The sequence below is a fragment of the Thermaerobacillus caldiproteolyticus genome (assembly GCF_015326725.1).
Lineage (GTDB): Bacteria > Bacillota > Bacilli > Bacillales > Anoxybacillaceae > Thermaerobacillus > Thermaerobacillus caldiproteolyticus.
Genome location: NZ_CP064060.1, coordinates 364,414 through 389,920 on the forward strand (window position 1 = coordinate 364,414; position 25,507 = coordinate 389,920).

Consider the following 25,507-nt stretch of genomic DNA (forward strand, 5'->3'; position numbering starts at 1 on the left):
ATATCCCTTTAATCTTGTCCGTAGCTTGTATCGATGCTCGGATGCATAAATGGAGCGGCTTGTGGTCGCCTTTTGGCTTCAAGTAGCTCGCGATTTTCCTCGGTGTTCCAACCGATGTCATTCGTTGGATGCACCCACTCGTTGCCAGACATAATGCTAGGATCGGTTTCATCGCTCCATTGATTGAGCGGTGAGTTTGGTGAATTGTATTTGCTGTCGCCAATCACAACCCCGTATTTGTTAATAAACGGCGGCTGCATTTTAATGCCCGTTCCTTTGAAAGAGGGAGCATGAATTTGATGCGGCTGGGTCTCATCGAGAATCGGTGATTCAATTTCTTTTTCGTTGCGCAATGTGATCACCTCATTCGTAGTGTGACCGGATACGTCACCGGTTATGAATAAAAATGACGTCTTTTACGGAAAGTAATAAAAACGAAAAGGGGGATATCCGTGAAAAGTGACTCATTTCCTGTAGCGAATCTCCAAGAACAAGCTCTAAGAAAAGTACGAGAGCTAGAAAAGACGTTGCGAGAAGAAACAGGGGAAGAAATTGTCCTCATTGCGTATAAGCACAAAGCAGGTCTAAAAAAGTGAAACAAATAGGAAGGAGATAAAGTATGAAACGAAAAGTCGGATTTGATGCGGCGAAAAACAATAACAAAACGCCGAAAGAAAGTTTGCCTGATACGGAATTCGCGGCACAATATGCAGGTGAAGAAGATATGAGTCGCGGGGCGAACCGCAACTCGAAAAAAGGGCGGCAAGGAGAATGACAACCGATAAAACGAATCATCGTGAGACAGGACGCAACCGTAACGAAACTCGTGAGGAATTTGCGTTTGAGTTTGGAGATTTCAATGCCCATCAAATGATCCAGTTAATAGAAGAGACAAAACGGAAGAAAAAGAAAAAGTAGGGATGCCCCTACTTTTTTGTTGTTGCTTGAAACACCGATAACGAAGCGGAAAAGATGATTGTTTGTAACTGAATAGGATCAAAATAAGCAATCATGACGGTTGGAATATGGCGAATTTCTTTTGTTTCGGCATAATGCTGTACATCAAGCGGAACAATTTCCATGACGGTATGTTTAAACAAATCTTTCTCGTTTAGTTGGAGTGAGACGAATTTTTCTCCTAACAATGCCGGTTCTTCTAACAGTTGGCGATAAAGGTTGGTGCGCAGCTCTTTATCTGTTTTTTCTTCCCACCATGGTTTGCGCGGTTTATGCTTTTGGTTGCGCAAATAGTCATATTTCATTAACGCTTCTACTGTCGGCAGTTCCTTTATATTTTTTGCCTGTAAAAATTCATGCAAGCGGCGGAATAAGTCTTCGAGTTGATGACCGATGCGCGCCCAGCCGCGTTCGTCCCAGTATGTGCCGAATTGCTGGAAGAAATCAAATGGTGTCGGAAATACATGGCTCACTAAATATTCAATTGTTTCATCCATACGGTGGGCGTTCCAATATTTTTCTAATACATCTTCCACTTGTTTGATGCGGATGATGTCATCGAAGGAAAGAACATTATTTTGCAACACTTCGTATGGAGCATGATCCATAAAAACATATCCGTGATCTGCGGCGCGAAGACGAAGACCGGTGCCGCGCAGCATTTTTAAAAAGCCAAGCTGCAATTCTTCCGGGCGAAGGGCAAATACGTCGTTAAATGTTTTGCGAAATGATGTGTAGTCTTCTTCTGGAAGCCCTGCGATTAAATCAAGGTGCTGGGCGATTTTTCCTCCGTCTTTTACCATTGTTACTGTACGAGTTAATTTTTCGAAATTTTGCTTGCGCATGACGAGCTTGTTTACTTCATCGTTTGTCGATTGAACGCCGATTTCAAAACGAAACAGTCCCGGAGGAGCTTCTTTATTTAAAAATTCAATGACTTCAGGGCGCATAATATCCGCTGTGATCTCAAACTGAAATACTGTTCCCGGAACGTGTTCTTCAATGAGAAATTGAAACATGTCCATCGCATAGCTGCGGCTAATGTTAAACGTTCGGTCGACGAACTTGATCGTTCGCGCTCCATGTTTCATTAAATAACGAATGTCGTCTTTCACTTTTTCACGGTCGAAATAGCGGACGCCGACTTCAATGGACGACAAACAAAATTGACAGCTAAATGGACAGCCGCGGCTTGTCTCTACATACGTAATGCGTTTGGATAAATGAGGAATGTCTTCTGGAAAACGAAACGGTGATGGCATGTTTGCCAAATTGATTTTGTTTCGCTGTGGATTAATAATGATATTTCCATCTTGACGAAACGCCAACCCGTGGACAGCGGTGAAATCTTGCTCTCCATGCATTTGAAATAAAAATTGTTTGAACGTCTCTTCCCCTTCGCCAATGACAATAAAATCAAACTCGGGTACCTTTTCAAGCCACTCGCGCACATCATACGACACTTCAGGGCCGCCGACCACAATGGTAATGTCGGGGGCAATTTTTTTGAGCATTTTAATCACTTTAATTGTTTCTTCAATATTCCAAATATAGCAACTAAAACCAATGATATCAGGTTTTCGTTGGTAAAGATCGGTGACAATGTTCATGGCAGGGTCTTTAATGGTATATTCGACAATTTGGACATCAAATTCCGGTTGAGCGTATGCTTTTAAATAACGAATCGCTAAGTTGGTATGAATATACTTTGCATTTAATGTCGTACAAATAATGTTCATACGTACAAACTCCTTCATCAGAGCATTTAAAAACAACATTTTAATATAACACATTTTAGACAAAAGAGAAATAAAAAAAACATTGTCGAATTGTGGGGATTTTTATTCCAAAAGGTGTAGAAGGAGTAAATGTTTTGATGAAGAATATATAATGATTGATAGTTGTTGGAGAAGGAGGGAAGATAGATGGCGAATAACAGCCTTTCTCCCCGTGAAGAACAAGACTTGATGATTAATGTAAAATCATTAGAGGAAGAAAACAGACGTTTAAAAGAACAATTAAATGGATACTCCATTATTTTTGAACGGTCACTGGATGCGATTGTGATTTTTAATAAAAATGGTGAGTTTGTTGAAGTAAATGAGGCAGCTTGTCAGCTCTTTGAAATGGAGAAGGAGGAGCTTCTTGGGAAACAGTTTCATATGTTCCTTGACTTAGTCCCTCCTGATATTTTGTTATTTCAGCAATCGATGTTACATAAATTCGGCTCATTTAGTGATGAGCTGCTTTTGAAGTTGAAGAATGGAAAAATCAAGCACATTGAGTTTTCAATGAAAAAGGATGCCTTTAACGAGTTTGATTTAGTGATTATGCGTGACATTTCCGCTCGCAAAGCATTAGAGCGAGAGCGGATTATTAATGAGTTTCTCTTTAAAGATGTATTTAACCGCGCTGTGGATGGGATTGTGATTTTTGATGAATTCGGGCGGTTTATTGATGTAAACCCTGCTTTTTGCATAAGCTTAAATTTAGAAAAAGCGAAATTATTGAGTTTGTCGTTTCAGCAATTTATCGCGAAAGAGTGTACGGATGATTTTGTCAAACTTCTGGTTGAATTGAAAGAAAAGGGAACAGCGAAAGGGGAACTGTCGTTAGTCCGCTTCGACGGCACAGTGAAAATGTTTGAACTAACGACAACGTCGAACGTCTACAGTGGTTTTTACATGGCGATTATGCGCGATGTCACAGAAAAGAAAAATATGGAAATTAAGCTTCAAAAAAGCGAGGAACGGTTTCGTGCGATTTTTGAACAAGCTCATGAAGCGATTCTCATCTGGAACAATCACGGTCATATTTTAAATGCGAATCCAGCAGCAAGCCGAACGTTTGAACTTCCACTTAATCTGCTTGTTCGGAAAAACTTGCTTGATTTTGTCGACTATAGTGACAAAAAAGTACGCCATGTGTTTGAACAGTTCCAAAAAACGGGAGAAATTCGTGATGAATTGACGTTCCATATGCCGAACGGGGAAGATAAGCAACTTGAGTTTACGATGAAACAAGGTGTTATTGATGGTTATCATTTAACCATTTTCCGGAACGTAACTGAACGGAGAAAAATCGAAAAAGAATTACGGGAGAGCGAGCAAAAGTTTCGCAGTATTTTTGACCATGCCATGAACGGTATATTGTTATGGGGGGAAGGATATCGAATTTTGGATGTCAATCCGATAGCTTGCGAAATTTTTCAGGCACCGAAAGATCAACTGCTTTATCAATCGGTGATTCAGTTTATACCGGAAAAAGAACGGAAAAACTTTTATAAGCTCGTCAGCCAATGTGAGCGTTCAGGAGAGGCATATGCGGAAATGAACTTTCCAAGCGGGGAAGAGGAGCAAAAAATTATTGAATTTTCACTGAAAAAAGAAATTATCCCCGGTGTTGGAATGATGACACTTCGAGATATTACGGAGCGAAAAGAGATGGAATTGCAGCTGCGGAAATCCGATACTCTCAACGTCGTCGGCGAGCTTGCGGCAGGAATTGCTCATGAGATTCGCAATCCGATGACTGCGTTAAAAGGCTTTATTCAGTTGTTGCAAGGAAGCATTAAGGAAGACTACTCCATGTACTTCAATGTCATCATGTCTGAACTGAAACGAATTGAATCCATTATTACTGAATTCCTTGTCCTCGCTAAGCCGCAAGCGATTCAATATCAACAAAATGATGTTTGCAAAATTATGAGAGACACCATTGATTTAATTAGCGCTCAAGCCATGATGCATAATGTACAAATTATCGCGGAATTCGAAGAAAATATCCCATTCATTTATTGTGAACCAAACCAGCTCAAACAAGTGTTCATTAATATATTGAAAAATGCTATTGAAGTAATGCCAAAAGGCGGGGATATTAACGTTAACATTCAAAAAACGGCTGGAAATCAAATTTGCATTTCAATTAGGGATCAGGGCTGTGGAATTCCACAAGACAAGATTAAAAAACTCGGTGAACCTTTCTATACGACAAAAGAACGTGGTACTGGACTCGGTTTGATGGTAAGCTATAAAATTATTGAGGAGCATCAAGGGAAAATTGATGTGGAAAGTCAAGTCGGCGTCGGAACTACGTTTCATATTACATTGCCGATCGAACGAATCGAGAAAGAGGATGAAGATGAAGCGGGAGTACAATGTTTATAGATCGAGAGAACTAGGTCTTATTTACGTTATATCAGACGGAGAAGCGATCGTCAATGTCGAGCTATTTGAAGATGAATGGAAAAAGCTATGTCGCCAATACGAAATGGTCAAAAGCGATTCCTTATTGCTTCAAGAGGCGCTGGGGCAGCTGGATGAATATTTTCATGGAAAAAGAAAAACGTTCCGGTTGCCTGTTAAATGGAAAGGGACACCTTTTCAAGAGCAAGTATGGCAAGCGCTTTGTGATATTCCATATGGCACAACCGTAAGCTATAGCGATATTGCTGAAAAAATTGGTCGTCCGAAAGCAGTAAGGGCGGTAGGCCAAGCGAATCGTGCTAATGAGCTTGCGATTATAGTTCCGTGCCATCGTGTCATCGGAAAAGACCGTTCGTTAACTGGATATGCAGGAAACCGAACGGACGTGAAGGAAAGGCTGCTGTTGCTCGAAGAGCGATATCGGGCGATAGAAGGGAATAAAAAAACTAGAAGCGATCATCGCTTCTAGTTTTTCTGCTCAATGATAAGAAGTATAATAAATTTGAACCGCTGCATAGCTTCAGCGCCTTGTTCTCTTGCGTCAAATAGCTGCATTGGCTTCGAGAGAAAATCAAGGCGCTTCCGCTTTTCTTAGTCGTGCAATGTAACAATCACATGCAGCGTTCCTTTTTCCGCGATCGTAACAGGAACGAGAATTGCTTTTTGAAACCCTTTCATGCTCACTTCTCCAATCAGTAATGTCGGCGGGGTGATATCCATCGTCATTTCTCGCTTTGACGCATATGTCACTAAATGTCCAGCAATCATATTGCCAAGCTCACATGTAAACGATTCAAGCATATCGCCCTCTAACGTCATGCCGTACATAAGCTCGCTAATTTGTGCGAAAAGGTTGCTCGTTCCGCCGATAACTAGCTGTCCCTGAATTTGTCCCGTCATTCCAATGAGAACGGATAAGGAAGATTGAATCGAATGAGTGTTGTATAATGTCGGTTTTTGAATTTCGACCCCCGTTGGAATGACTGTTTTAATTGATTCGATTGCACTGTTTAAGATGTGAGTTATCGTTGTTGTTGTTGCTGTCATATTTTTCCCCCGTTCGTCAACTATGGCCACTAGTAGTTCTATCATACCATAAATTGTGGGTCGAACGGATGGGGAAATATTCCTATTTCTTTTGCATATGGGACAACGCTAAGGCGCCGACTAAAATCACTCCTTTGACAATGTCTTGGGCATAGTATGGAACATTCATCATTGTGAGTCCATTGAGGAGCACACCGATTAAAATGGAGCCGAACAGCGTGCCGATTACGTTCGGTTTTCCTGCACCAAATACGGAAAAGCCGATATAGGCAGCAGCAACTCCATCCATTAAAAACGAAGCCCCTGCAGACACTTGTCCTGTCCCGATACGGGAAGCAAGGACAATGCCGCCAAGCGCAGCGAAAAAACCGCTAATTACATAGGCATATGTTCGATAACGATTCACCGGAATCCCGGCAAGCCGAGCCGCCTCACGATTTTCTCCCGTCATATAAAACAATCGACCTGGTTTTGTGTATGTTAAAAACAAATGAGATACGACGACGATCAACAGCATGAGCAAAACGGAAAAAGGGATGCCGAACACTTCCCCTTGACCGATAAATAAAAAGGAAGGAATAAATTTTCCCGGTGCGGTTCCGCCGTCAGGAAGCGGCATATCGTTGTAAATCGAAAATCCTTTTGTATATGTTAGCTGCACGCCGTTAATCGCATACATGGTCGCTAATGTCGCCAATAAATCGGGCAGCCTGAGTTTGACAATGAGCAACGAATTAAGGAGACCAACGACAATTCCTAATAAAATCGGTACAAGAAGAGTGACGAAAATTTCTTGGCGGTATAAAACCAGTGCTGCTGCGCTGGAGATGGTTGCTAGGCTAACGGTAGAGCCGACTGATAAATCAAATCCATCGACAATGAGAGAAAAAGTAATGCCGATTGCCACAAGAGTCACGATGGAAATGGAACGCAAAATATCGCTAAAATTGTCGTACGTAAAAAAACGATCAAGCGTAATGCCGAAGTAGGCGATAACGACGAGAATCGCGAGCAATGTCCCGTGTTTGTATAAAAAATCAAGAGGAGATAACGTTTGTTTCTTCTTTATTGATGAAAGGACTGGTTGTTCCATGGAAATCACCTCCGCTGCTGTAGTAAATGAGCTGTTCGTATGTTACCTCTTTGGCTAAAAAGCGTTTGACAAGTTGACCGTCGACCATCACGTAAATCGTATCGGCAATGTCAAGCAGTTCTTGAAATTCGCTTGTTAAATATAAAATCGCTTTTCCTTTGTCGGCAAGGGAGCGGATGATCGAAAATACTTCCGCTTTGGCGTTGACGTCAATTCCTTTTGTGGGCTCATCAAAAATAAATACATCGCTATTCGTTTGCAGCCATTTGCCGATGACGACTTTTTGTTGATTGCCGCCGCTTAACTGTTTAACAAGCGCATGAGGGGAAGATGGGCGGATGTGTAACGTTTCGATTAGTTGCTGAGCTACCTCGGCTTCTTTTCGTTTGATCACCCATTGCCCTTTTGTCAGCGATGATAATAAGCGTACAGTTAGATTGGTACGGACGGTTTCACTCATAAAAAGCCCTTGTTTTCGCCGTTCTTCTGGAATAAAACAGATGCCGGCTTCAATTGCTTCTTTGGGAGAGGAGAACGTATACCGTTTTCCGCGAATGAACCATTCGCCCGTCGTTTTTGTATGGGCAAATAAACTTTCTGCCAATTCGGTTTTTCCGGCACCGACTAACCCTGCGATGCCGACGATTTCTCCTTGGTGAATTTGTAAGTTAACAGTCGTATTTGTTTTTGGAATGAGTAAGTGTTTCACTTCAAAGATGACTTGATCGCTGTAGGTACGCGTTTCTTTTTTTCTTGTTTCATAAGAGCGCCCGACCATATGGCGAATCATGTCTTCGATGGAAAGCTGTGAAACGTCACCGCGATGGACGACCGTGCCGTCGCGCAAAATTGTAACGCGGTCACAAATCTCTTTTACTTCTTTTAGTTTGTGAGAAATATAAATAAACGACACTCCTTGAGACTTTAATTGTTTCATAATGTCAAAGAGGCGTTTCGTTTCTGTTTCGCTTAATGGGGCGGTCGGCTCGTCCAAAATAATGTAGCGAGCCGAAGAAGAAAGCACTTTTGCTAATAAAATGAGTTGTTTTTCGTGTAACGTACATTCATGAATAAGCTTATTTAGCGGAATAGATAAACCGACTTGGCGCAATAATTCTTCAGCACGCTGTTTTTGTTGTTTCCAAGAAAGAAACGGTCGCCGCTTCGTCTCAACGATGTCGTCAGCGGCAATATTTTCATACACGGTAAGCGAAGGAAAAAGGGCGGTGTCGACTTCCTGAACGACTAACCCGATTCCCGCTTTTTTTGCGTCGGAAGGGGAAGAAAATTGATACTCTATTCCGTCAATGGTAATAGTCCCCTCGTTAGGAGACAGATCGCCAGCGAGAATTTTCATTAATGTGCTTTTGCCAGCTCCGTTCATTCCTAAAAGGGCGTGAACTTCCCCTTTCTGTACATGGAAATTCACGCCATTCAATACGTTCACATCTCCGAATGATTTATAAATATTTTCCATGAAGAGACCATTCATTTGTTTTTCACCTGTTCTTCTAACGTTTTCATCCAAGGAGAGACGGCGACATTAGACTGTCCCCAGCCAGTAATGTAATTATGAAGATCGTTCATCGAGATTTGTTTGTTTGGTAAGTCAGATTTTTTGACTAAGTGTGGCTCAAGGGAATAAATATTTGGCGTTTTTTCACCGGCGATTTTTTGGTAAGCAAATCGAACTTGCACGCGCCCAACTTCCGCTGGATCAGTCGCAGTTGTTGCGACCCATGGGCTATTTGATTGCTGGATCATTTGTAAATCTTCATCGCTTAAGTCGATGCCGTACACTTTAATTTCGTTGCGGCCTGCTTGTTGAATTGCGCGCGTTGCCCCTTTTGCAAATTCATCCCATGTCGCAAAGACGGCATCAATATCGCCTTTATTTGGATATTTTTTTAAAATTGCTTCCATTTGCGTTTGTGTATCTAATGCCGTATTAGAGCTTGCTGTGCCGAATTTGGCGACTTCTTTAATGTTCGGATACCGTTTTTTGAACGCATCGTAAATGACGTGGCGTCGCTCCATTGGGGTAAATCCGCCGACCCAAATAGTGACGATTTGTCCTTCTCCATTTAAGTCTTCGGCTAATGTTTTTAACGTTTTCCATGCTAAGCTGTAATCATCTTGGTCGATGACGGTGACGCCTGGTACGTTTAAATCGTTATCGAACGCCACGACAGGAATTCCTTTAGCGACTGCTTTTTCCACCGGGCCTTGCAACGCATCGGCACGCCCATGGTCTAACAAAATTGCATCGACATTTTGTGTAATTGCCGTTTCCACATATGAAGCCATTTTCGTTAAATCATTGTCAGCGTTGTAGATTTGCACTTCACCGCCGAATTTTTGCACTTGTTCTTTCACTCCGGCAATGTACTGGGAAGAAAATGTACCGATAGACATTTGCATAATGGCCGCGATTTTTATCGGCTTTTTGAGTTTGGCAGGAATGTCTGCCTGTTCTGTTGCTGTCGTTGTTGTCTCTGTTTTTTTGGATGTTTCTTGTTGTTTGGCTGGCTCGCTGCTTACGGCATCCTGTTCGTTTGTGCAGCCGCTGAGCATGATGCCAAATAACAAGGCAGCAATAAAAAATATTTTAAATCGTTTCACTTGTTTCGACCCCCTCGAACAATGCTGGCAATCCTGCTTCATAGTTGCCGCTAATAATCCCTTTTTCGGTAATAATCGCAGTAATAAGTTCGTGAGGGGTTACGTCAAAAGCTGGATTGTAGACGTTCACCCCTTCAGGAGCAATGCGTGTACCGGCGATATGTGTGACTTCCTCTGGATTTCGTTCTTCAATCGGAATGTCCTTTCCCGTTTTAGTTGCTAAATCGATCGTTGATAACGGTGCAGCAACGTAAAACGGAATACCGAATGATTTCGCTAATAACGCAAGGCCAAATGTACCGATTTTATTGGCGGTATCTCCGTTTGCGGCAATTCGGTCCGCACCGACGATGATTGCCGTAATGTTTTTGGCGTGAATCGTTTGCGCTGCCATATTATCTGTAATGAGTGTAACGTCAATGCCGGCTTGCATGAGCTCCCATGTTGTGAGTCTCGCTCCTTGCAGAACAGGGCGTGTTTCTGAGGCAAACACGTGAAGGTGAATGCCTTTTTCTTTTGCCAGATAAAATGGAGCGAGTGCCGTACCGTAGCGGGCGGTAGCGATGGAACCGGCATTGCAAATTGTTAGGATGCGGTCGCCATCTTGAAAGAGAGATAGTGCATGCTCCCCGATGCGGCGGCATACGTCTTCATCCTCGACTTGGATGCGAATTGCCTCGTGAATGAGCGTTGTTTTCGCTTCGTTAACAGAAGTAGCGTTTTCAATGCTTGATACAAGGCGATTTAGTGCCCAAAACAAGTTAACGGCCGTTGGGCGCGAGCTTGCTAAATAGTCGCGGTCTTTTTGAAGCTGCTGCTTAAATTCGTCTATCGAGCTTGCCTTGTAACGTTGAGCGGCGAGGGCGAGCCCGTAGGCAGCCGTAATACCGATCGCGGGCGCTCCACGAACTTTCAGCGTTGCAATTGCATCCCATACATCGCTAATTTCTTTTAATTCCAAATATTCTGTCTCTGAAGGTAATTTTTGTTGATTTAAAATAGTGATATGCGTATCGTTCCATTCAACCGAACGCGGAATGATGAATCGTTCAGTCATATGTTTCTTCCTTTCGTTTAGTTAGTCGGTGCCAATGGTGCCTGCAAGAAAAGAGAACGAATTTCTTGAATATCATTCAGCGAATTGCGCTGTAAAATAAGGCTTCGTCCAAGACGAAGGGCGTGGCGTTTTGCACGGATGCGTTCCTCTTTGTCCTCAATGCCGTCAAGATCTGCGACGTGTGCTAAACCAATTGTACGACGAATCACTTCGCATCCGGCAAATCCAATCGCATCGACAAACGTGTTGTGCAAAACGTCTTGCAACAACCTAGGCGTTTTTGCGTACGGCTCAACATTGTATTGCTCCCAAAGGTCGGAAAAGACGTTTGCAAATACTTCCCACGTTTTTTCAACATGGGCGAATAAAGGCTCTTGTTCTTGTTCTGGGCGGGACAACGCATTTAATAGTAAATTGGCGAAAAATTGACCAAGATCGAAACCGAAAGGACCGTAAAAGGCGAATTCCGGATCAATCACTTTTGTCTCCTCGTCGCTGGCGAAAATGCTTCCGGTATGTAAATCGCCGTGAATGAGGGCATCTCCTTCTGTTAAAAACTTTCGCTTTAATTTCGCCACTTCAAGATGGAGTTCATCATCGTTCCAAAGCTCTTTTACATCTTCGCGAAGCTCGTCTTCAAAATTGTTCGTTTCATGGTCAAAGAACGGATCGGTAAAGACAAGGTCTTCGGTAATTTTGCATAGTTCAGGGTTGACAAAGCTTTGGGCAAGTTGTTTTTTCTCTTGTTGATTCATACCAAAGTCGGACGTATAAAACAATGTTTTTGCCACATATTCACCGATATGTTGCGAAAGAAGTGGATACGTTTTTCCTTCAATGAGACCTTTGCGAGCGATTTGCAAATGGGATAAATCTTCCATGACGGTGATAGCCAGAGATTCGTCGGAATAGTACACTTTCGGAACGTATTCTGGAACATAGCTGGCAAATGTGCGCAATGCGTTGCTTTCAATGACGGCACGCTTTAACGTAAGAGGCCAGCTTTCGCCGACTACTTTTGCATACGGCAATGCTTGTTTAATAATAATTCCTTTTCCTGTTTGTTGGTTAACGATATGGAAAACAAGATTTAAGTTTCCATCGCCGATTTCTCGGCATACTAACGGTGCCCCTTCTGGGAATAGGCGCAAGCGAACTGCAAGAGCAATCGCGGCACTTTCTGTTAAAGGTTCGTAAACGGATTGTTTTGAAACTGCCATACGTGAACGCCTCCTTTGTAAAATAAAAAGCCTCTTTCGCATATCGAAAGAGGCTTGAAGATACTTCTTCGCACCTCTTATCTTTCAGAAAGAATGACTCTTTCTGTTGGACTTAGCACCGTGCCTTACGGAAGTTACTTCCGGCGCTTAAATGCGCCCTATCTCACGATAGTATTACGGTCGGTTGCTGGGCTTCATTGGGCCAATTCCCTCAGCCAACTCTTGATAAGAGTGTTTATCAGTAAGTATATTCGATTTTGTTCAAATTTTCATTATTGTTGCAATTTGTTGATTGTTTTGCGTTTGATTCGAATCATACATCGTAATTGGCGATGTTGTCAATACTTTTTTGGAAAATTTTTTTCACTCGTAATGTAGTGCTCTGGACGACGATCGCTAAAAATCGGAATTTGTTTGCGTACTTGTTTGACTTTTTGCAAGTCGATTTCGGCGGTGAGTGAACAAGGTTCTTCTTTTGCTTCTGCCAGTATTTCTCCCCACGGATCGACGATGAGAGAATGTCCGGCGAACGTATTATTCGGGTCGTGACCGGCACGATTGCAGGCGATAACGTAACATTGGTTTTCGATGGCACGAGCTTGAAGTAGCGTGCGCCAATGATGAAGGCGGGGTAAAGGCCATTCTGCAACGACAAATAATATTTCTGCTCCTTGTACAGTATGAACGCGAATCCATTCCGGAAAGCGAATGTCATAACAAATAACGCCAGCACATAACGTATTTTCAAGAGTAAACAATCCCGGTGCTTCTCCAGATTGCAAGTAAAGGTGTTCGTCCATAAGTTGGAAAAGATGAAGTTTACTATATTCGCCTACGATGTCGCCGTTTCGATTGGCGATGTACATCGTATTCGTAATTCCGTCTTTTGTTTTTTTGGCGATGGAACCAGCTACAATGTTGATGTGATGCAAACGTGCAAGCTCGCTAATGAACGCTTTTGTGTGCGCCCCGTCTTCATCAGCAATTTCATCAAGGCGCGTTAAATCATATCCGGTCGTCCATAATTCTGGAAGAACGATGATGTCAGGGCGTTGGGCAGAGAGCTTTTCTACTTCAGTTTGAACACGCTGTTGATTTTCAGCTGGATCGCCAAAGGCAATGTTAAGCTGGAGACAAGAGATTTTTAATGTCATGATCGTTCACCTCAAAAATTTTAACTTTACATTTTGATTTTTACGATATATGATGTTTGACTAGAATTTCAAGAAATTTTTGAGTAGGTGTAAGCGATGAAACATTTTGTACAATCAGAACTATTACAGAGCCTTCCGAAGCAGTTTTTTGCTTCGCTCGTTGACAAAGTGGGAAAAGTCATTGCACAAGGGCATGATGTCATTAATCTCGGCCAAGGAAATCCTGACCAACCGACGCCGTCCCATATTGTTGAGGCGCTGCAAAAGGCAGTGGCTAATCCGCGTTATCATAAATATTCGCCGTTTCGCGGTTACTCGTTTTTCAAAGAGGCGGTCGCTGCCTTTTATGAACGCGAATATGGGGTGAAGCTTGACCCGGAAAAAGAAGTCGCTATTTTATTTGGGGGAAAAGCAGGGCTTGTGGAGATTCCACAATGTTTATTAAATCCGGGGGATGTCGTTCTCGTTCCAGATCCGGGGTATCCGGATTATTGGTCGGGTGTCGCTTTAGCGCGAGCAGAAATGGCAATGATGCCGCTTCGCGCGCAAAACAAGTTTTTGCCGGATTACGGTGAGCTGTCGAAAGACGTAGTGGAAAAGGCAAAGTTAATGTTTTTAAACTATCCAAACAATCCGACCGGTGCGGTGGCGACAAAAGAGTTTTTTGAGGAAACGGCTTTGTTTGCGGCGAAACACGATATTTGCGTCGTACACGATTTTGCTTATGGAGCGATCGGATTTGACGGGAAAAAACCGATCAGTTTTCTTCAGGCGAAAGGGGCCAAAGACGTCGGTATTGAAATTTATACGTTCTCGAAAACGTATAATATGGCTGGTTGGCGCGTTGGATTTGCCGTTGGGAATGAAAGTGTGATTGAAGCGATTAACTTGTTGCAAGATCATTTATACGTCAGCTTGTTTGGTGCGATTCAAGAGGCGGCAGCAACCGCGCTTCTTTCTTCACAAGATTGCGTAAAAGAGCTTGTTTCGTTATACGAATCGCGACGGAACACACTTGTAAAGGCGCTTCAACAAATCGGATGGGATGTCACAGCACCAGCTGGTTCGTTTTTTGCGTGGTTACCTGTACCGAACGGCTGGACATCGGAGCGATTTGCTGATTTCCTGCTTGAAAAAGCTCATGTCGTTGTTGCCCCAGGAATCGGATTTGGGGAACATGGAGAAGGGTATGTACGCGTCGGTCTATTGACGAGTGAAGAGCGCTTAGAAGAAGCTGCACAACGCGTTGCCAAGCTTGGTCTTTTCCATGCCGTAAAAAAATGATTGACATAGTTGAAAATCCCTGTCATAATTCAAATTAAATTTACTACCGCGAAAATTTCGAAAAGTGAATACATGATTCAAGCATTCTTATCAAGAGTAGGTGGAGGGACGAGCCCAATGAAGCCCGGCAACCGACTTAACAGTTGTTAAGCACGGTGCTAATTCTTGCAGCGATATGCTGAGAGATAAGAAGAGTCTGAACATCTAGCCTCTTCTTATGAAGAGGTTTTTTTATTGATGCTTAGAAAGAGGGACAGATGATGAGTCAAGTAATTGCCACATATCTCATTTATGATGAGAAAGATTTAGAGAAAAAAGCAGAAGGGATTGCTCTTGGCCTTACCGTTGGTTCTTGGACCGATTTGCCGCTGTTAGAGCAAGAACAATTACGAAAACATAAAGGGGTTGTCGTCAGCGTCACACAGATAGAAGAAAGTGAGCGGGTGAATGAGTATCTTGGCAAACGCGTGAAGCGAGGGCTTGTCCGTATTGCTTATCCAAGCGTCAATTTCAGTGCTGATTTGCCGGCGATATTGACAACGGTGTTTGGCAAGCTATCGCTCGATGGAGAAGTGAAGCTAATCGATATGACATTTTCCGATGAATTGAAAAAGCAGTTTCCTGGTCCATGCTTTGGAATTGACGGGATTCGCGAAAAAGTTGGCGTGTATGATCGCCCGCTTCTCATGAGCATTTTTAAAGGCGTTATCGGGCGCGATTTGCATTATTTGTCGGAACAGTTAAAACAACAGGCACTCGGTGGAGTTGATCTTGTCAAAGATGACGAAATTTTGTTTGAAAATGACTTAACTCCGTTTGAAAAGCGAATCGCTGCCGGAAAAGCGGTGTTAAACGATATATACGAAAAAACGGGAAAGAAAACATTGTACGCTGTCAATTTAACAGGGAAAACGTTCGAGTTGAAAGAAAAAGCGAAGCGGGCAGTGGAGCTAGATGCCGATGTGCTTCTTTTTAACGTGTTCGCTTATGGATTAGATGTATTGCAAGGTTTGCGTGAAGATGAGGACATTTCAATTCCAATTATGGCGCATCCGGCAATCAGCGGCGCGCTAACACCATCGGAATTTTATGGAATCAAGAGCCCGCTATTGCTTGGGAAATTGCTTCGTCTTGCTGGAGCAGATTTTGCGCTTTTCCCATCACCGTATGGAAGCGTTGCCCTTGATAGAGGAGAAGCGCTTGGCATTGCTGCTGAGTTAACGAAGGAAGATGAGCAATTGAAACGAGCGTTCCCGGTTCCGTCAGCGGGGATTCATCCGGGACTAGTACCGCTTTTAATTCGCGATTTCGGCATCGACAGTGTTATTAATGCAGGCGGCGGGGTACATGGTCACCCGGATGGAGCAGAAGGCGGAGGAAAAGCGTTCTGCGCAGCCATTGATGCGGTGTTAGCAGGAAGACCGCTTCAAGATGCCGCTAAAGATAGTGAGGCACTGCAAAAGGCAATTGCTTTATGGGGTGCTCACGAGGTGACAGCATGAAAAAGCCAATCCTTTTTTGCGATTTCGACGGAACGATTACAAATAGCGACAATATCGTCGCGATTATGAAACAGTTTGCCCCGCCAGAATGGGAAACGCTAAAAGACGATGTACTAGCACAGCGCCTGACCGTTCAAGAAGGTGTCGGAAAAATGTTTTCCCTTCTTCCTTCGAGATTGAAGGAAGAGATTACGGACTTTATTTTACAAACGGCACGTATCCGTGACGGCTTTCGTGAATTTGTCGCTTTTACAAAACAACACGGCATTCCTCTGTATGTCGTGAGCGGTGGCATCGACTTTTTCGTCTATCCGCTTCTTGACGGGCTTATCGAAAAAGAATTCATTTTCTGCAACGGTTCCGATTTTAGCGGGGAAACGATTCAAATTGTTTGGCCATATTCGTGCGATGAGCATTGTCATAACGGTTGTGGCTGTTGCAAACCATCGCTGTTACGGAAGCTATCAAAACCTGATGCATTCAATATCGTCATCGGCGATTCCATTACCGATTTGGCAGCGGCAAAATTAGCCGATCATGTCATTGCTCGCGATTTCTTACTGGAAAAATGCAATGAACTTAGTATTTCCCATACACCATTTACAACGTTTTTTGATGTGATTGATGTTCTTGAGAAGATGGAGGTGAGAGTATGAGTTCTCTTGTGAAAAAATGGAGGGAGCTTGCTGATGTGAAGGCGGAGTTAGCAGCCCGCGATTGGTTCTTTGCGACAAGCGGTAACTTATCGATCAAAGTAACCGATGATCCGCTCACCTTTCTTGTTACCGCGAGCGGAAAAGATAAACGAAAGCAAACTGATGAAGATTTTCTTCTTGTGGATGCACTCGGTAATCCATCGGAAGAAACGCATTTGAAACCATCAGCGGAAACGCTTTTGCATGTGGAAATTTACAACAAAACAAACGCAGGCTGCAGCCTCCATGTCCACACGATCGATAATAACGTCATTTCCGAATTATACGGTGACAACGGGGAAGTCGTGTTTACCGGACAAGAAATTATTAAGGCGTTCGGTCTTTGGGAAGAAGATGCTGTTATTCGCATTCCGATTATTAACAATTACGCCCATATTCCGACACTGGCGAAAGAGTTTGCCCAACATGTTAACGATGACGCAGGTGCGGTTCTCATTCGTAATCACGGCATTACTGTATGGGGGCGAAATGCGTTTGAAGCAAAAAAATTTTTAGAAGCGTGCGAGTTTTTATTTAGCTATCACATCAAGCTACTGTTGCTAAAGGGAGCAAAGGCGTTCGCCTAAAATCCCTTTTTTATAAAAAAATTTTTAGGAGGAAGAGAAGATGGCAACGATTCGTTTTCATGAAACAAATGAAAGAATTACCACTGAAGCAGAAGTAGTCAAATTTTTAGAGGAGCAAGGGGTTATTTACGAAAAATGGGATATCAACAAACTCCCAGAACATTTACGCGAAAAATATTTGCTTACGGATGAAGAAAAAAATGAAATTTTAGAGACATTTAAAGACGAAATTGCAGATATTTCTGCACGCCGCGGCTATAAAGCGCAAGACGTTATTTCCTTATCCGAAAATACACCGAACCTAGATCAATTGCTCGAAAACTTTAAGCGCGAACATCATCATACAGATGATGAGGTGCGCTTTATCGTCAGCGGCCACGGCGTATTTGCGATTCAAGGAAAAGACGGAAAATTTTTTGATGTCGAATTAAATCCTGGCGATTTAATTTCCGTTCCAGAAAATACACGCCACTATTTTACATTGCAAGAAGATCGCCGCGTAGTCGCGATTCGCATTTTTGTCACAACAGAAGGATGGGTGCCGATTTACGAAAAAGAAGGAATCAACGCGTAACAACCATCCCTCTTCCTCTTAATCGGAAGAGGGGTGATGTAATGGTTTCGCAGTAAAAAGAATGACCCCAGCAATGACAATCATACTTCCGATAAATTGCAAAGGATACATCGATTCTTGCAGTAATATAGGCAAGAATCGATGTAAAAATAAGAACATTCCCGATTTTGTAATGCCAATATGTTGAATCTGATATTCCAAAACATCATTGCCAACACGGTAGCACCTACGCTGGAATATAGAAGGGCAAGCCAAAAAGAGAACGAAGATTCGTGAACGGTGAAAGTGGAAACGGGAAACGGCGCGAGTATCGCTGCGCCGAAGATGCCCGGCCATAACATTGCCTTGAATGCAGAAACAAACTGCATTGCTTGTTTCGCAAACAACGAATAGAGCCCCTATACCGCAACGGTCCTAGCATAAATACATCTCCGATATTCAATTGAAAATGAGAGAGTGTTTGTCAATTACCATGAACCATGACGATCATAACGTCGACAAACGAAATGAACATCGCGATTTTTTGCTTTAGCGTCAATGTTTCCTTGCCGATAAAATAAGAAACCACCGCAATTGAAACGGGATTTAATGTGGACAACAGCCCGACATTATCGGCAAGCGCTTTAAACATCAAGAGATTAAATAACACAACACCGGTAAGTTCCATCAAGCGGAAAAAGCACTTGTTTTGGAAACGACAACTGTTTTTCTTTCCACCAAACGAGCGGAACGAGGAAGGAGACAGCTACAAACCAACGCATTTCCGGCAAAACGAACGATGTCGCATGACCGACAAGAAATTTACCGGCGACAAAATTCCCGCCCCATAACAAACTGGTGATTAGTAATAGAATGTAATACTTTCCTTCCTGCTGCTTTGTCATCCTTTTTATCCTACTCTATTATCTCTCTACATGAATCCTACTCTTTTTCGTCTCATGGGAAAAGTGATCAGCCGAGTGCAGGGTCAGCGATACCGAATAATCGATTTCGCTGTCCCGGTAACTGCTGAGCATAAAGAAGCATGAGTGGAGAAACCAATGTTTCTTGAAATCCTAGCTGGCATAGTGCCCTCATAAAATCGCTTTGTCTACTAGGGACATCGATTCTCACAGGTATAGCCGATTGACAGAGAAATGCTTGAATGAGCTGAAGAGCAATATCGGTATGATCCGCCATTAACGGTCCGATGTGAAGAAAGTTACCAACGGGAAAGGCGATCCCAAAACCACAAATCGATTTTTCGGCATTTCTTGCTATAAAACCGATGCTTCTCTTTTTCATTAAATGATGAAGTAGCTCGCTTCTGTTTGCACCGAACACCATTTTATCGAAGTGAATGATTTCCGTAATATGCTTTTTTTCTCGCAATTGTTCGATTTCCACTTGTTTACATTCAATCGGCTCGTAAACAAAGTGAGTATGAGTGAATCGATGAATGAATTCCACCGTTTGGAATCCAAGTGATTGATATAAAGGAACCCCGGCTGATGTAGCGACAAGCGAGACAGGAACGCCGACGCGTTCTACTTCATATAAACATCGTTTCATAATGCTTCTTCCAAGACCTTGTCCTTGGTAATTTGCATGAACAATAACGGAGCCAATTGATGCGATAGTCGTTCCATATTGAAAGAGGGCCGCACTGGAAATCCATTCGTTATGGAGGCGATGGCCAAACATTGTTCCAAGTGACAAATATATATGAAGGCGTTCAGCAGTAAAGTTCCAACCAACGCTTTCAGCTAGTTTCTGTAATGAGGGCATGGCGCTTACATCGATTTTTTCTATTTTTCCCAGCAACGTTCTTCCCTCCTTCAAATGTCTTAATGAAAAGCAATCCGCTTGTTTCCATCTCCATAGCTTCTTTATAAACAAATAAACAGCACGTTCCAGATGCAAAGGCAAGGCCGTATGGAACAAGCTGTTGAAGCGCCGATATTAAACAAAAAACGAGAAGCAATGTTACAATTTCGATCGCACCGGTGAGTGTGGCGATGATAGGCGAAAATATTTTGATGGATTAAAAAGAACTGCTAAAAACGCTTCAAGTGCATTTTGAAATTCAATTGCTATTTCCTGTGTCTGAAACTTCGAAGCATAGCTGATGCCAACAGACACCCTTTCATGAATATTGTGCAATATAATGGACGCAATAATGAGTGACGCTTTTTCATTAAACTGAATGATTTTTCGTATGTTCTAAATTCATATGGACAATCGTTGTTTCGGGCGAAGTTCATGTTAGCCCCCCTAAATATAACCCCATTGCTAAAGCAGGGTATCCTTCTGTTCCTAGCGCCTCAGGAATGAGAGAGACCATCATAATTCCCGCTGAAAGACTAATAAACTATCGCGCCAACGCTGGGGAATGGATTAGGCTAAAAATAACATCGGGACGGCTCCCAATCCTGTCGATAAAGCAGAAAGAATGTTGCTGGTTAGTACTTATTCCATCTAATCCCCCTTTATGCGCTTTTGACATTATATGTCTCAAAAAGTATGATAAACTCCCAAATCATCGAACCTGCCTATTTATAGTATATAATAATAGATAAAATAAAAAAATTGCGAATGATTTGAACGTTGAAGGAATTCATTGACAAAAATCGTATTTTTCGCTACAATGGCTTCGAATTCGAAGATTAAAGGGTTTGATTATAGATGGAGAGAAAAGAAGAGATTGCGCAATCGTTAAAGCTGTTTATTGTCTTATCAAGGGCGTATCGAGCCGTTAGTGATCAAGTTCATAAGTCCATTCAAGAGTTCGGTGTCAATCCAACCGAATTTGCGGTTCTGGAGTTGCTTTACCATAAAGGCGATCAGCCGTTACAGCAAATTGGTGAGAAAATTTTGCTCGCCAGCGGCAGTATTACGTATGTCGTCGATAAATTAGAGCAAAAAGGATTTATTGTCCGAAAAGCGTGTGAAAAAGACCGCCGTGTCACCTACGCTTCTATTACCGAAAAAGGAAAGACATTTATTGAGAATGTATTTCCGCAACATGAACAAACGATTCATGAAACACTTGCCGGATTGACATCGGAAGAAAAAGAACAGGCAATTTCGCTATTAAAAAAATTGGGATATGGCGTAAAACGTTAAGAAAAGTGGAAGCGCCGTAATCTGCTCTCGAAGCCAAATGTTCTTGGCTTACAGAAGAGCTTGTCATCTCCCAAGACCGTTGGTTTATGACAAGAGAGCTAAGCGCTGGTGCTGGGCAACGCTTCAACGTTGATACTTTCTTAACTTATAAAAAATAAGTGGCTGTTGTGATACAGCCACTTATTTTTTTCAAAAACGGATAAGCTATAAGGGAAAAGGAGGGGATAGTCATGATGATTCCTGTAGGAGTGTCGAATCGCCACATCCATTTGTCCAAAGAACATTTGGCGCAGTTGTTCGGTGAAGGAGCAGAGTTGACGGTGTTAAAGCCATTGTCACAGCCAGGGCAATTCGCCGCCAAAGAAACGGTTACAGTGGAAGGACCAAAAGGAAAAATTGAAAATGTCCGCGTATTAGGGCCGGCACGTTCGATGACTCAGCTTGAGATTTCCAAAACCGACAGTTTCAAGCTAGGGGTACAAGCGCCGATTCGTTTATCCGGAGATATCGAAGGAACACCGGGCATTACAATTCATGGTCCGAACGGAACGATTACCGTCGACAAAGGGGTGATTATTGCGAAACGTCATATTCATATGACGCCAAGCGATGCAGAAACGTTCGGGGTGAAAGATAAGCAGGTTGTGAAGGTCAAAACACAAGGAGAACGCGCCCTAATTTTTGATGAAGTTATTGTCCGAGTGAGCGAACAGTTTGCATTAGATATGCATATTGACACCGATGAAGCGAATGCGGCCGGATTAAAAACCGGGGATTATGTGGAACTGATCGTATAGAAAAGAGGGGCCTGTGAACTGAAGCCCCTCTTTCTTTACGCAGACATTTTTTGTTGTGTTTTCGTTGACTGTGCCGCTTTTTTCACTTGCGGATAGAAGATAATGCCGCTTGCCAGCAAGGCAACGCCAAGCATGAATGTTTTTAAATCCGCTGTTCCTGCAATGATCACCCATACGGAATAAACGGTAGCCAGCGCAGCGATGATGCCATCAACAATGCGAGTGCGGCGAGCTCGTTCATACGTTTCTCCTGTTAATGTGAGTTTTAATTGAAAGACAGAGGCGATAAAATAAGGAACGAGATACGCTAATGTCGCAATGTAAATGACAAAATCAAACGCCGCTGACATCGAATGGGAAATCGTCGAGAAAATAAAAATTTGCGCCAATCCATTTGAAAGAATTAATGAAAAACTTGGCATTCCTTTTTTATTTTCTTTTAAAAATGCTGGAATAAACAAGCCTTGTTTTGCGGCTTGGTACGGTACTTCTGCACTTAATAGCACCCAACCAAGCGTAGAACCTAACAAACTAATCAATCCAAGTCCGGCAAGAATGTATCCGCCGCTCGGTCCTAAAATCGTTCCAATGGCATCGACAAGCGGTTTTTCCGATTGAATCAACTCTTTTTGCGGCAATAAGCCCATGACCAGCACGCTAATTCCGATATAAATTGCAAGGGCGATGAAAAGACCAAGAATCGTTGCCCGCTTAACGTCGGATTGTTTTTGTGCTCGTGACGCAAAAACAATCGCTGATTCGACGCCAATAAACGCCCATAATGTAGCAACAGCGGCATTATTGACTTGACTTAAAAGGCCAATAGAATGTCCGGCTTCATCATAACGGGGAGCGACAAATGAACCGATGTTGCTTTTTTCAAACGCGAATAAGCTAATGACAATAAATAAGAAGAACCCAAGCACTTTTGCCGCGGTAGCGATAAAGTTTAATTTTCCTGCGCCTTCAATTCCGCGTAAAATAATAACGTGCATGCCCCACAATAAAGTCGTGCAAACGATAAATGTTAACAAGTTTCCGAGTTTTACATCAAGAGAACCGATGGTAAACAATGATTGCTTGCTTGTTAAAATCGGGAAAAAGGTCGATAAATAACTAGCGAATGTCGTAATAATTGCGACGTTGCCGGCGAAGTTACCAATCCAATATCCCCATGAAGACATGAATCCTGATAAAATGGAAGCATTTGAGCCCTTTGGAAACAACTCTTTTGCATAAATTTGCGGCCCGCCGTTTAATTCGGGTTTGCGAATTGCTAAGTTGCCAAAGACGAGAGCAGTCATTAATACACCGCCGCCAGTTAATAGCCACGCGCAAATGACTCCGAGAGGGCTCGCTGCTTCCGCTAATGAGCGCGGGAGCATAAAAATTCCCGAGCCGACCATATTTCCAACGACGAGCGCTGTTAATACCCAAAGCCCTAATTTATGTTGCTGCAATGTTGTAAACTCCCTTCTGTTGCTGCACAGATCTTTTAAACCAAAAAAAATACACCCTTAAGTTTTCAACGGGTGCACGAAACATCCGCATCCAACTTAATGTGGATAGCTCTCCATCGTTTGCTAGAAACGATGACAGTCCTGCTTCTGTTCGAATGCAGGTCCAGCTTGCAGCGCCAGAGCTCACAATGAATCCTTTCGTTTAAATTCATTGACTCTCTGCGTCTTGTTCAAGCTATTTTTATTCATTGCAACTTCTATCTCATCTAAGTTGACAAAAAGAAAAAATATTCATTTGACGACATTATTATACATTCTGCGACAAATTTCGTCAATCATCTTCTTCATTGGAAAAACAGGAATTTTGCTCTCCAAGATTGAATAAAAATTAGGATTAGGAAATTTTTAAGAAAAGGAAGGGATTCATTTGAAGTTTTCGGAGTTTCAGTATAAACGACCGGACATGGGAGAAATAAAAGCAGCGTTTCAAGAGGCGTTACAAACGTTTCAAGAAGCAACAACGATAGAAGGACAGCATGAAGCGATGAAGCAGATCAATGCGATTCGCAACGAGTTCAGCACGATGGCGAACATTTGTTATATTCGTCATACAATTGATACAAATGACGAGTTTTATAAACAAGAACAAGACTTTTTCGATGAAGTTGAACCGTTGATGAAAGGACTTGTGAACGATTATTATAAAGCGCTTGTCGCTTCTCCGTTTCGGGCGCAGTTGGAGGAAAAATGGGGGAAGCAGCTGTTTGCTTTGGCGGAGACGGAACTAAAAACGTTTTCTCCAGACATTTTAGAAGATTTGCAGCTCGAAAATAAATTAACGAGCGAATATACAAAGCTTGTTGCTTCGGCGAAAATTTTCTTTGAAGGGGAAGAACGGACGTTAGCGCAGCTTCAGCCGTTTGTTGAATCGCCAAACCGTGATATGCGCAGACGGGCAAGCGAAGCGAGATTTGCTTTTTTCAAAGAACATGAGGAAAAATTTGACGAGATTTATGACCAGCTTGTCAAAGTGCGTACAAAAATCGCGAAAAAGCTCGGATTCAAAAACTTTGTCGAACTCGGTTATGCCCGCTTAGGGCGGACGGATTACAACGCGGAGATGGTCGCAAAATTCCGAGAGCAGGTAAAAGAGTTTATCGTTCCAATTACGGTGAAGCTCTACGAACGTCAACGTGAACGTATCGGAGTCGATCGGTTGAAGCATTATGATGAAGCGTTTGCGTTTCCAACAGGAAATCCGACTCCAAAAGGGGATGCCAACTGGATTATTGAAAACGGGAAAAAAATGTATCAAGAGCTGTCGCCGGAAACGGATGAATTTTTCCGATTTATGGTGGACAATGAGCTGATGGATCTTGTCGCGAAAAAAGGAAAAGCAAGCGGCGGATATTGTACATATATCGAAAATTACAAAGCGCCGTTTATTTTCTCGAACTTTACGGGCACATCCGGGGACATCGATGTGCTAACCCATGAAGCAGGCCATGCGTTCCAAGTATACGAAAGCCGTCATTATGAAATTCCGGAATATAACTGGCCGACGTTAGAGGCTTGTGAAATTCATTCGATGAGTATGGAATTTTTTACATGGCCATGGATGGAATTATTTTTTAAAGAAGATACAGAAAAATATAAGTTTGACCATCTAAGCTCCGCATTGCTGTTTTTACCGTATGGCGTTGCTGTTGATGAATTTCAACATTTTGTCTATGAGAATCCGAATGCGACGCCGGCGGAACGTAAGCAAGCGTGGCGCGAAATCGAGAAGAAATATATGCCGATAAGGGACTATGATGGAAACGAGTATTTAGAACGCGGCGGCTTTTGGCAGCGGCAAGGACACATTTACACAACGGCGTTTTATTATATTGATTATACGTTAGCACAAATTTGTGCCTTCCAATTTTGGAAACGTTCGCGTGAAAATTATGAAGAAGCGTGGAACGATTACGTAAAATTATGCCGAGAAGGTGGAAGCAAGCCGTTTACTGAACTTGTCAGCATCGCTAACCTCATTTCCCCGTTTGAGGATGGCTGCGTTCAATCGGTAGTCGGTGAGATCGAACGGTGGCTTAATAGCGTTGATGACAAACAGCTTTAACAACAGAAAAGGAAGAAATCAACGAA

27 protein-coding genes and 3 riboswitches are annotated in these 25,507 nt (G+C 42.7%); of the genes, 13 read left to right on the plus strand and 14 right to left on the minus strand.

The window, feature by feature from the left end; all coding sequences use genetic code 11:
- Positions 1-8 precede the first annotated feature (8 nt).
- Positions 9-353: a DUF3905 domain-containing protein gene (locus ISX45_RS01960; RefSeq protein WP_181555189.1), complete on the minus strand. Its 345-nt coding sequence runs from the start codon at positions 351-353 to the stop codon at positions 9-11.
- Between the two features lie 99 nt (positions 354-452).
- Here ISX45_RS01960 and ISX45_RS01965 point away from each other — a divergent pair, with 99 nt between their 5' ends.
- The 3 genes from ISX45_RS01965 to ISX45_RS01975 are packed head-to-tail and all read left to right on the plus strand — an operon-like array spanning position 453 to position 918.
- On the plus strand, positions 453-596 hold the full coding sequence (locus ISX45_RS01965) for a hypothetical protein (protein ID WP_181555188.1): 144 nt from the start codon (positions 453-455) through the stop codon (positions 594-596).
- A 23-nt stretch (positions 597-619) separates the two neighbouring features.
- A complete protein-coding gene (locus tag ISX45_RS01970) occupies positions 620-775 on the plus strand; it encodes a hypothetical protein (RefSeq protein ID WP_194519857.1) in 156 nt (51 codons plus the stop codon).
- Positions 772-918: a hypothetical protein gene (locus ISX45_RS01975; protein ID WP_181555186.1), complete on the plus strand. Its 147-nt coding sequence runs from the start codon at positions 772-774 to the stop codon at positions 916-918. Before ISX45_RS01970 ends, ISX45_RS01975 begins: the two co-directional genes overlap by 4 nt.
- A gap of 8 nt (positions 919-926) precedes the next feature.
- Here ISX45_RS01975 and ISX45_RS01980 read toward each other — a convergent pair whose 3' ends face one another.
- Positions 927-2,696 carry a B12-binding domain-containing radical SAM protein gene (locus ISX45_RS01980; protein ID WP_194519858.1) on the minus strand — a complete coding sequence of 590 codons (1,770 nt, stop codon included), beginning with the start codon at positions 2,694-2,696 and terminating at the stop codon, positions 927-929.
- A gap of 186 nt (positions 2,697-2,882) precedes the next feature.
- Here ISX45_RS01980 and ISX45_RS01985 point away from each other — a divergent pair, with 186 nt between their 5' ends.
- Positions 2,883-5,123, plus strand: coding sequence for a PAS domain-containing sensor histidine kinase (locus ISX45_RS01985; protein WP_194519859.1), 2,241 nt, complete (start codon positions 2,883-2,885; stop codon positions 5,121-5,123).
- The gene (locus ISX45_RS01990; RefSeq protein ID WP_194519860.1) at positions 5,098-5,631 is read left to right on the plus strand and encodes a methylated-DNA--[protein]-cysteine S-methyltransferase; all 534 of its coding nucleotides are present in this window, start codon (positions 5,098-5,100) and stop codon (positions 5,629-5,631) included. The genes ISX45_RS01985 and ISX45_RS01990 overlap by 26 nt, the downstream gene beginning before the upstream one ends.
- A gap of 122 nt (positions 5,632-5,753) precedes the next feature.
- Here the strand turns inward: ISX45_RS01990 and ISX45_RS01995 are convergent, their stop codons facing one another.
- The 7 genes from ISX45_RS01995 to ISX45_RS02025 all read right to left on the minus strand — a co-directional run bounded on the left by ISX45_RS01995 (position 5,754) and on the right by ISX45_RS02025 (position 13,355).
- Positions 5,754-6,209, minus strand: a complete 456-nt coding sequence (locus tag ISX45_RS01995) for a chemotaxis protein CheX (protein ID WP_194519861.1) — start codon at positions 6,207-6,209, stop codon at positions 5,754-5,756.
- Positions 6,210-6,291: 82 nt separating this feature from the next.
- A complete protein-coding gene (locus tag ISX45_RS02000; protein WP_194519862.1) occupies positions 6,292-7,302 on the minus strand; it encodes an ABC transporter permease in 1,011 nt (336 codons plus the stop codon).
- Positions 7,247-8,794, minus strand: coding sequence for a sugar ABC transporter ATP-binding protein (locus ISX45_RS02005; protein WP_194519863.1), 1,548 nt, complete (start codon positions 8,792-8,794; stop codon positions 7,247-7,249). The genes ISX45_RS02000 and ISX45_RS02005 overlap by 56 nt, the downstream gene beginning before the upstream one ends.
- Positions 8,791-9,876, minus strand: a complete 1,086-nt coding sequence (locus tag ISX45_RS02010) for a sugar ABC transporter substrate-binding protein (RefSeq protein WP_407649741.1) — start codon at positions 9,874-9,876, stop codon at positions 8,791-8,793. The genes ISX45_RS02005 and ISX45_RS02010 overlap by 4 nt, the downstream gene beginning before the upstream one ends.
- Before the next feature lie 34 nt (positions 9,877-9,910).
- Positions 9,911-10,981 (minus strand): S-methyl-5-thioribose-1-phosphate isomerase, encoded by a 1,071-nt coding sequence (gene mtnA / locus ISX45_RS02015; RefSeq protein WP_194519865.1) that lies wholly within the window; start codon positions 10,979-10,981, stop codon positions 9,911-9,913.
- 17 nt (positions 10,982-10,998) lie between these two features.
- Positions 10,999-12,201: an S-methyl-5-thioribose kinase gene (gene mtnK / locus ISX45_RS02020; protein ID WP_194519866.1), complete on the minus strand. Its 1,203-nt coding sequence runs from the start codon at positions 12,199-12,201 to the stop codon at positions 10,999-11,001.
- Between the two features lie 74 nt (positions 12,202-12,275).
- Positions 12,276-12,433: riboswitch (SAM riboswitch) on the minus strand.
- Between the two features lie 106 nt (positions 12,434-12,539).
- The gene (locus ISX45_RS02025; protein ID WP_194519867.1) at positions 12,540-13,355 is read right to left on the minus strand and encodes a carbon-nitrogen family hydrolase; all 816 of its coding nucleotides are present in this window, start codon (positions 13,353-13,355) and stop codon (positions 12,540-12,542) included.
- Between the two features lie 96 nt (positions 13,356-13,451).
- Here ISX45_RS02025 and ISX45_RS02030 point away from each other — a divergent pair, with 96 nt between their 5' ends.
- The 5 genes from ISX45_RS02030 (at position 13,452) to ISX45_RS02050 (ending at position 17,997) form a co-directional block, all read left to right on the plus strand.
- Entirely contained in the window at positions 13,452-14,639 is a 1,188-nt protein-coding gene (locus ISX45_RS02030) for a pyridoxal phosphate-dependent aminotransferase (RefSeq protein WP_194519868.1), read from the plus strand.
- Between the two features lie 84 nt (positions 14,640-14,723).
- Positions 14,724-14,831, plus strand: a riboswitch (SAM riboswitch).
- A 68-nt stretch (positions 14,832-14,899) separates the two neighbouring features.
- Positions 14,900-16,141, plus strand: coding sequence for a 2,3-diketo-5-methylthiopentyl-1-phosphate enolase (gene mtnW / locus ISX45_RS02035; protein WP_194520594.1), 1,242 nt, complete (start codon positions 14,900-14,902; stop codon positions 16,139-16,141).
- Positions 16,138-16,797: a 2-hydroxy-3-keto-5-methylthiopentenyl-1-phosphate phosphatase gene (locus ISX45_RS02040; RefSeq protein ID WP_181555173.1), complete on the plus strand. Its 660-nt coding sequence runs from the start codon at positions 16,138-16,140 to the stop codon at positions 16,795-16,797. The genes mtnW and ISX45_RS02040 overlap by 4 nt, the downstream gene beginning before the upstream one ends.
- Positions 16,794-17,423, plus strand: coding sequence for a methylthioribulose 1-phosphate dehydratase (locus ISX45_RS02045; protein WP_194519869.1), 630 nt, complete (start codon positions 16,794-16,796; stop codon positions 17,421-17,423). The genes ISX45_RS02040 and ISX45_RS02045 overlap by 4 nt, the downstream gene beginning before the upstream one ends.
- A 40-nt stretch (positions 17,424-17,463) precedes the next feature.
- On the plus strand, positions 17,464-17,997 hold the full coding sequence (locus ISX45_RS02050; protein WP_194519870.1) for a 1,2-dihydroxy-3-keto-5-methylthiopentene dioxygenase: 534 nt from the start codon (positions 17,464-17,466) through the stop codon (positions 17,995-17,997).
- An 18-nt stretch (positions 17,998-18,015) separates the two neighbouring features.
- Here ISX45_RS02050 and ISX45_RS19370 read toward each other — a convergent pair whose 3' ends face one another.
- From ISX45_RS19370 to ISX45_RS02060, 4 genes are all read right to left on the minus strand, one after another.
- Positions 18,016-18,198: a hypothetical protein gene (locus tag ISX45_RS19370; RefSeq protein ID WP_228485609.1), complete on the minus strand. Its 183-nt coding sequence runs from the start codon at positions 18,196-18,198 to the stop codon at positions 18,016-18,018.
- A 262-nt stretch (positions 18,199-18,460) separates the two neighbouring features.
- The gene (locus ISX45_RS19835) at positions 18,461-18,646 is read right to left on the minus strand and encodes a hypothetical protein (RefSeq protein WP_267240193.1); all 186 of its coding nucleotides are present in this window, start codon (positions 18,644-18,646) and stop codon (positions 18,461-18,463) included.
- A complete protein-coding gene (locus ISX45_RS19840; RefSeq protein ID WP_267240194.1) occupies positions 18,636-18,881 on the minus strand; it encodes an EamA family transporter in 246 nt (81 codons plus the stop codon). Before ISX45_RS19840 ends, ISX45_RS19835 begins: the two co-directional genes overlap by 11 nt.
- 67 nt (positions 18,882-18,948) lie before the next feature.
- The gene (locus tag ISX45_RS02060; RefSeq protein WP_194519871.1) at positions 18,949-19,800 is read right to left on the minus strand and encodes a GNAT family N-acetyltransferase; all 852 of its coding nucleotides are present in this window, start codon (positions 19,798-19,800) and stop codon (positions 18,949-18,951) included.
- Positions 19,801-20,661: 861 nt separating this feature from the next.
- On the opposite strand from ISX45_RS02060, the gene ISX45_RS02065 reads away from it, so the two are divergent.
- Both ISX45_RS02065 and ISX45_RS02070 read left to right on the plus strand, forming a co-directional pair.
- Entirely contained in the window at positions 20,662-21,102 is a 441-nt protein-coding gene (locus ISX45_RS02065) for a MarR family winged helix-turn-helix transcriptional regulator (protein WP_181555169.1), read from the plus strand.
- A gap of 230 nt (positions 21,103-21,332) precedes the next feature.
- Complete coding sequence (locus ISX45_RS02070; protein ID WP_194519872.1) at positions 21,333-21,899, plus strand: phosphate propanoyltransferase; 567 nt, start codon at positions 21,333-21,335, stop codon at positions 21,897-21,899.
- Between the two features lie 35 nt (positions 21,900-21,934).
- Here the strand turns inward: ISX45_RS02070 and ISX45_RS02075 are convergent, their stop codons facing one another.
- Positions 21,935-23,359, minus strand: a complete 1,425-nt coding sequence (locus ISX45_RS02075) for an amino acid permease (protein ID WP_194519873.1) — start codon at positions 23,357-23,359, stop codon at positions 21,935-21,937.
- A 98-nt stretch (positions 23,360-23,457) separates the two neighbouring features.
- A riboswitch (Lysine riboswitch) is annotated at positions 23,458-23,627 on the minus strand.
- Between the two features lie 159 nt (positions 23,628-23,786).
- On the opposite strand from ISX45_RS02075, the gene ISX45_RS02080 reads away from it, so the two are divergent.
- Positions 23,787-25,481: a M3 family oligoendopeptidase gene (locus tag ISX45_RS02080; RefSeq protein ID WP_194519874.1), complete on the plus strand. Its 1,695-nt coding sequence runs from the start codon at positions 23,787-23,789 to the stop codon at positions 25,479-25,481.
- Positions 25,482-25,507: the final 26 nt, after the last annotated feature.